We start from the raw sequence: 5,246 nt of genomic DNA on the forward strand, positions 1-5,246 counted from the left end.
CAGCGGCTCCGCGAGCGGGGATCGACCTCCGTGCCCGTCACCAGAACGGTGGCCGAGGCGTCCGCTCTCCCGCCGTCGTCGTCGGCGACGGCGGCGCGCACCCTGCCGATGCCGGGCTCGTCGAATCGCAGCTCCGTGCTTCCGACCGCCGAGACGGGGGCGACGCCGGTCGCGCTGAGCGGGGCGTCGGGCGCGGCGCCGTCGTGCAGGAAGGTGCGTCCGAGTCCGTTCGACCACGTGAGGATCAGGTCGTCCGAGCCGGGATCGGCCGCGTGCGCCGCGACGCGCGCGACGTCGCCGCTCGCGATCACCGCGTGTCGACCGCCCGGGAACGCCACGGAGTCGGAGACCTCGAGCCGGAGGGTCGGGTCGGCGTTCCCGATGGGCATCGCGACGGCGTGCGCTCCGGCTCCGCCGTCGTCGTCCGTGATCGTGACGACGACGGGGTAGTCGCCGTCGTCGCCGTATCCGTGGCGCACTCCGGCGGCGAGCTGGGCGATCGAGGCGGCCTGCTCGGGCGTGCCGTCGCCCCAGTCGATGCGAGCCGACAGCTCACCATCGCCGGGATCGGACGCCGTTGCGCGGATGACGCCCACGCCGCCCTCCTCCGCCCCCTCGGCGACCGCATGGACCGTCGGCGGCACGTTGCGCACGACGTCGGGCTCCGCGGCCGTGGGGACCACGGCGCCTCCGTCCAGCGCGAACCGGTAGCTCCCGTCCGATGCGGCAACGGCGTCGCTCGCCACGATCGCCGGCGCCTCGAAGCGGACGCCGGCCGCTGCGGCGCCGCCGACGATGACGACGGCGGCTGCCGCCGATCCCAGCGCGGCCACCGCCGCGCTCGCGCGCAATGCGCGCATCCCCCACATGCGTGACACGTCTCCCCAGTCCCCTTTCGTGCTGCCGCGATGCGACAGACGTCAGAACGACCGAGGGCGTGGCCCGGATGCGCCCCCACGACGCATGACCGGCGCCCCCACGCCGTTCTCCCCTATGGGCACGGTACGCCCCGAACCCGGAATGCGCCAGAGGCCGGGGAGGATGCTCCGCCACCGTCGCAGCCCCGTGACAGACTGAGCGGCATGATCGTGCCCCCGGATCTGTTCTCGCTCGCGATGTCGGTGTTCCTGTTCCTGACGCTGAGCGGTGCGCTCGTGCTCGTCGTCCTCAGCACGCGGAACCCGCGCGAGATCCCGCTGCTCCTCGCCGGCGGACTGGTCGTGCTCACGCTCGTCGTGGTAGTGGTCCTGCCTGTGGAGCTCCCCGTCATCGGTGCCATCGTGATCGCGCTGCTCGGCGTCGCGCTGGCGGGCGTGGGCGGCAGCCCGGTGACGCGGCGGGTGCTCGAGGTGGCGACGCACGGGCGGGTCCCGGAAGGCGACAACGGCGGGATCATGCTGCGCCCCGCGGCGGTGCCGGGCATCGTCGCGGATGACGCCCCGGCGCGCGAGGTGCTGCGCGGCGGCACCACGATCGGCTACCTCGAACGGCTGGGCGTCGCGCTGGCGATCGTCGTCGGCTTTCCTGAGGCGATCGCGGTCGTCGTCGCGATCAAGGGCATCGGCCGCTTCTCGGAGCTCGCCGCCGCCGAGGCCCGCGAGCGCTTCATCATCGGCACACTGGCGAGCCTGCTGTGGGCCTGCGTCGTGGCCGGCGTCGTGCGGCTCGCCATCTGGTGAGCATCTCGCGCTGACGGCCGAGCGGGACTGTCAGAGCCCGAGCGCGTGCGCCGCGGCCTGGACGCGCTCGACGAGTTCGACCCGCTGCTCCGCGACGCGGACGGGAGCCGTCCCCCCCGCGCCGGTGCGGCTCGCGACGGACCCCTCGACCGTCAGAACCTCGCGCACCTCCGGGGAGAGAGCCGGAGACACCGACGCCAGCTGCTCGTCGGACACCTCGTGCAGCTCGATGCCGTTCTCCTCGCACACCCGCACGAGGTGACCGGAGATCTCGTGCGCGTCGCGGAACGGGACCCCCCGCTTGACGAGCCACTCCGCCACATCGGTCGCGAGAGAGAAGCCCTGCGGCGCCAGTTCCGCCATCCGGTCGGTGTGGAAGTGCAACGTCGCGACCATCCCCGCGAACGCGGGGAGGACCGTCTCGAGGGTGCGGACGGAGTCGAACACCGGCTCCTTGTCCTCCTGCAGATCGCGGTTGTAGGCGAGCGGCAGCGCCTTAAGGGTCGCGAGGAGTCCGGTGAGATTGCCGATGAGCCGTCCGGACTTTCCGCGGGCGAGCTCGGCGATGTCGGGGTTCTTCTTCTGCGGCATGATGCTCGAGCCCGTGGAGTATCCGTCGTCGAGGGTGACGAAGCGGAACTCCCGCGTGTTCCAGAGGATGATCTCCTCGGCCAGGCGCGACACGTCGACGCCGATCATGGCCGCGATGAAGGCGAACTCCGCCACGACGTCGCGCGCGGCGGTGCCGTCGAGGGAGTTCTCCGCCGGGCGGGCCAGTCCCAGCTCGCGCGCGACGAGCTGCGGGTCGAGTCCGAGCGTCGAGCCTGCGAGCGCTCCCCCGCCGTACGGCGAGACGGAGGCGCGCGCCGACCAGTCCCGCAGCCGCTCGAGGTCGCGCACCAGCGGCCAGCCGTGGGCCTGGAGGTGGTGGGCGAGGAGGACGGGCTGGGCGTGCTGCAGGTGGGTACGGCCGGGCATCACCGCGTCGGGGTGCGCCTCGGCCTGCGCGACGAGGGCGTCGACCAGGCGCAGCACCTCCCGGGCGATCGTGCGTGCGTGGTTCAGCAGGTACATGCGCACGAGCGTGGCGATCTGGTCGTTCCGGCTGCGCCCGGCGCGGAGCTTGCCGCCCAGCTCGGGGCCGACCGTGCGGATCAGCGCCTGCTCGAGCGCGCCGTGCACGTCCTCGTCGGTCGGCGCAGGGCGCAGCGTGCCGTCGGCGACGGCACGCGCGAGGACGTCGAGTCCTGCGTGCATCGCCGTCTCCTCGTCCGCGGTGAGGTATCCGGCGGCGGCGAGAGCCTTCGCGTGGGCGTGGGAGCCCGCGATGTCGTAGAGGGCGAGGTCCCAGTCGAAGTGCGTAGAGCGACTCAGCTCCGCCAGCTCCGGTGACGGTCCCGTCGTGAAGCGGGCGCCCCAGAGTGCGCCCTCGTTGGTTCCGTCGCCCTTGCTGTCGCTCACCGGTCCAGCCTAGCGACGGCGGGACCGGCGACGAGGCGCGATGACCGGTCGACGACCCACTCGAGCGGCCCGCGGCCGATGAGCAGCGCCCACGCCGTGCAGAGTGCGACGGTCGACAGCGCGAGCGGCCAGAACGGCTCCAGTTCGCGGAATCCTGCGAGGTCTCCGGCTCGGCCGAGGACGACGGTCGCTATCGCAGCCCACACCAGGAGCTGTCCGACGTACGCCGTCAGCGGCATGGCGCCCACCGCCCGCAGCGGCAGCGCCACCCAGACGAGGACGGTGCGGCACGCCAGCAGACACGCGGCCAGGACGGCGAGCGCGAATCCGCCCGAGCCGATCACCTCCAGGAGGCCGCTCGAGTGCGGCCGGGCGGTCCACAGGGCGGCCAGGAACGAGGAGCGCTCGTCCGCCTCGGTCACGCCGATGGCGGCATCCGTCCCATACCCCACGATCGCGAGCGCCGCACCGGCGCCGAGCATCCACAGCTGCACGCGCGTGCGACGGATGCCGGCCCTCGCCACCCCCATCCCCGCGACGAGGAAGGCGATCCACGTGGTGAAGGGATAGTGCCAGCCCAGCGCGAGCGAGAGCGCGTCGCCGGTGACGGTGCGCCACAGCGGCAGGTCGTCCAGTGCCACCTGCACCACGGGCATCACGACCGCAAGCGCCCCGGCGAGGACGAGGAGGGTCCGCGCGCCCAGAGCGACCAGCGGCACCGCCAGGAAGAACAGCAGGGCGTACGCGGGGAGGATCACGAAGACGGGCACGCCGGTGAGGATCAGCAGGATGCCGAGCACCCACAGGATCACCGCGCGGACGACGAGCCGCCGCCGGGCGGTGCGCAGGTCCTCGCCCGACGGAGGGGTGCGACCGCCGGTCGCCAGACCGATCGACACACCGGCGAGCGTGGCGAACAGGATCGACGACCGGCCTTCGACGACGGCGACCCAGGTGGAGGCATCCGTCCAGCTGAACGGGTCGCGGATCCACAGGAGATGGGCGGCGAACATCCCCAGCACGGCGAGGCCGCGCGCCAGGTCCACCCCGGTCACGCGCGCGGGGCCGTTCAGGCGCGCCCAGCGCGACGCGAGCCAGCCGGACGCCGGCTGCGTGCCGGGATCGCTCACGCCCGCACGGCCTTCGTCAGTCCTGCCGCAGCAGCCACACGAGGAGCGCCTTCTGGGCGTGCAGGCGGTTCTCTGCCTCGTCCCACACGACGCTCTGCGGCCCGTCGATCACCTCGGCGTCGACCTCGTACCCGCGGTCGGCGGGGAGGCAGTGGATGAAGATCGCATCGTCCTTGGCGAGCGCCATGAGCTCGGTCGTGACCTTGTAGCCGCCCAGGTCGCGCAGGCGAGCGAGCTTCTCCTCCTCCTTGCCCATCGAGACCCAGGTGTCGGTGACGATGACGTCGGCGCCGGCCGCCGCCTCGTTGGGGTCGGTGTAGAGGGCCACCGAACCGCCGGTCTCGGCGGCGCGGCGATCGGCGTCGGCGATCACGTCCTCGCGGGGCGCGTACGCCTCCGGTGAGGCCACGCGCACGTGCATCCCCGCGGTGACCCCCGCAAGCACGTACGAATGGGCCATGTTCGACATGCCGTCGCCGAAGAAGGCCAGCGTCAGCCCGGCGAGCTCGCCCTTGTGCTCCTTGATCGTGAGCAGGTCGGCCAGCAGCTGGCACGGATGGAAGTCGTCGCTCAGCGCGTTGATGACGGGAACCCGCGTTCCCTCGGCCATCTGCTCGAGCCCGGCCTGCGCATACGTGCGCCACACGATCGCCGCCACCTGACGTTCGAGGACCCGGGCGGTGTCGGCGGGCGTCTCCTTGCCGCCGAGCTGGCTGTTGGCCGTCGAGATGATCAGCGGCGACCCGCCCAGATCGGCGATGCCGACGGCGAACGACACGCGTGTGCGCGTCGACGACTTGTCGAAGATCACCGCCACCGTCTGCGGGCCTTCGAGGGTCTTCAGCTTCCAGCGGTCCTTCTTGAGCGCGACGGCGAGGTCGAGGATCTCCTCCTGCTCGGCCTGGGTCAGGTCGTCGTCGCGCAGCAGGTGGCGGGTCGTGCGGGAACCTCCGTGGATGTCTCGATCAGCAGCGCA

5 protein-coding genes are annotated in these 5,246 nt (G+C 72.5%); 1 reads left to right on the plus strand and 4 read right to left on the minus strand.

The genetic code is table 11. The annotated features are described in order from the left end of the window. On the minus strand, positions 1–869 hold an 869-nt coding region (locus tag ACE3O1_RS14685), incomplete at its 3' end, for a PKD domain-containing protein (RefSeq protein ID WP_374316309.1). A 213-nt stretch (positions 870–1,082) separates the two neighbouring features. Here ACE3O1_RS14685 and ACE3O1_RS14690 point away from each other — a divergent pair. Beyond that, the gene (locus ACE3O1_RS14690) at positions 1,083–1,679 is read left to right on the plus strand and encodes a hypothetical protein (RefSeq protein WP_374316303.1); all 597 of its coding nucleotides are present in this window, start codon (positions 1,083–1,085) and stop codon (positions 1,677–1,679) included. A 30-nt stretch (positions 1,680–1,709) separates the two neighbouring features. Here the strand turns inward: ACE3O1_RS14690 and argH are convergent, their stop codons facing one another. From argH to argF, 3 genes are read right to left on the minus strand one after another with little or no spacing between them, the layout of a single operon-like run. Beyond that, on the minus strand, positions 1,710–3,140 hold the full coding sequence (argH, locus tag ACE3O1_RS14695; protein WP_374316305.1) for an argininosuccinate lyase: 1,431 nt from the start codon (positions 3,138–3,140) through the stop codon (positions 1,710–1,712). Beyond that, positions 3,137–4,270, minus strand: coding sequence for a heparan-alpha-glucosaminide N-acetyltransferase domain-containing protein (locus tag ACE3O1_RS14700; RefSeq protein WP_374316307.1), 1,134 nt, complete (start codon positions 4,268–4,270; stop codon positions 3,137–3,139). The genes argH and ACE3O1_RS14700 overlap by 4 nt, the downstream gene beginning before the upstream one ends. Positions 4,271–4,286: 16 nt before the next feature. Next, positions 4,287–5,228, minus strand: coding sequence for an ornithine carbamoyltransferase (gene argF / locus ACE3O1_RS14705; RefSeq protein ID WP_374316311.1), 942 nt, complete (start codon positions 5,226–5,228; stop codon positions 4,287–4,289). Between the last annotated feature and the right edge of the window lie 18 nt (positions 5,229–5,246).

The organism is Microbacterium sp., from assembly GCF_041909575.1.
In the GTDB taxonomy this organism is placed as follows: domain Bacteria; phylum Actinomycetota; class Actinomycetes; order Actinomycetales; family Microbacteriaceae; genus Microbacterium.

What these genes read in the sequence shown, in the direction of transcription:
- ACE3O1_RS14690 (WP_374316303.1), top strand. Translation starts at nt 1,083, where the DNA reads ATGATCGTGCCCCCGGATCTGTTCTCGCTCGCGATGTCGGTGTTCCTG.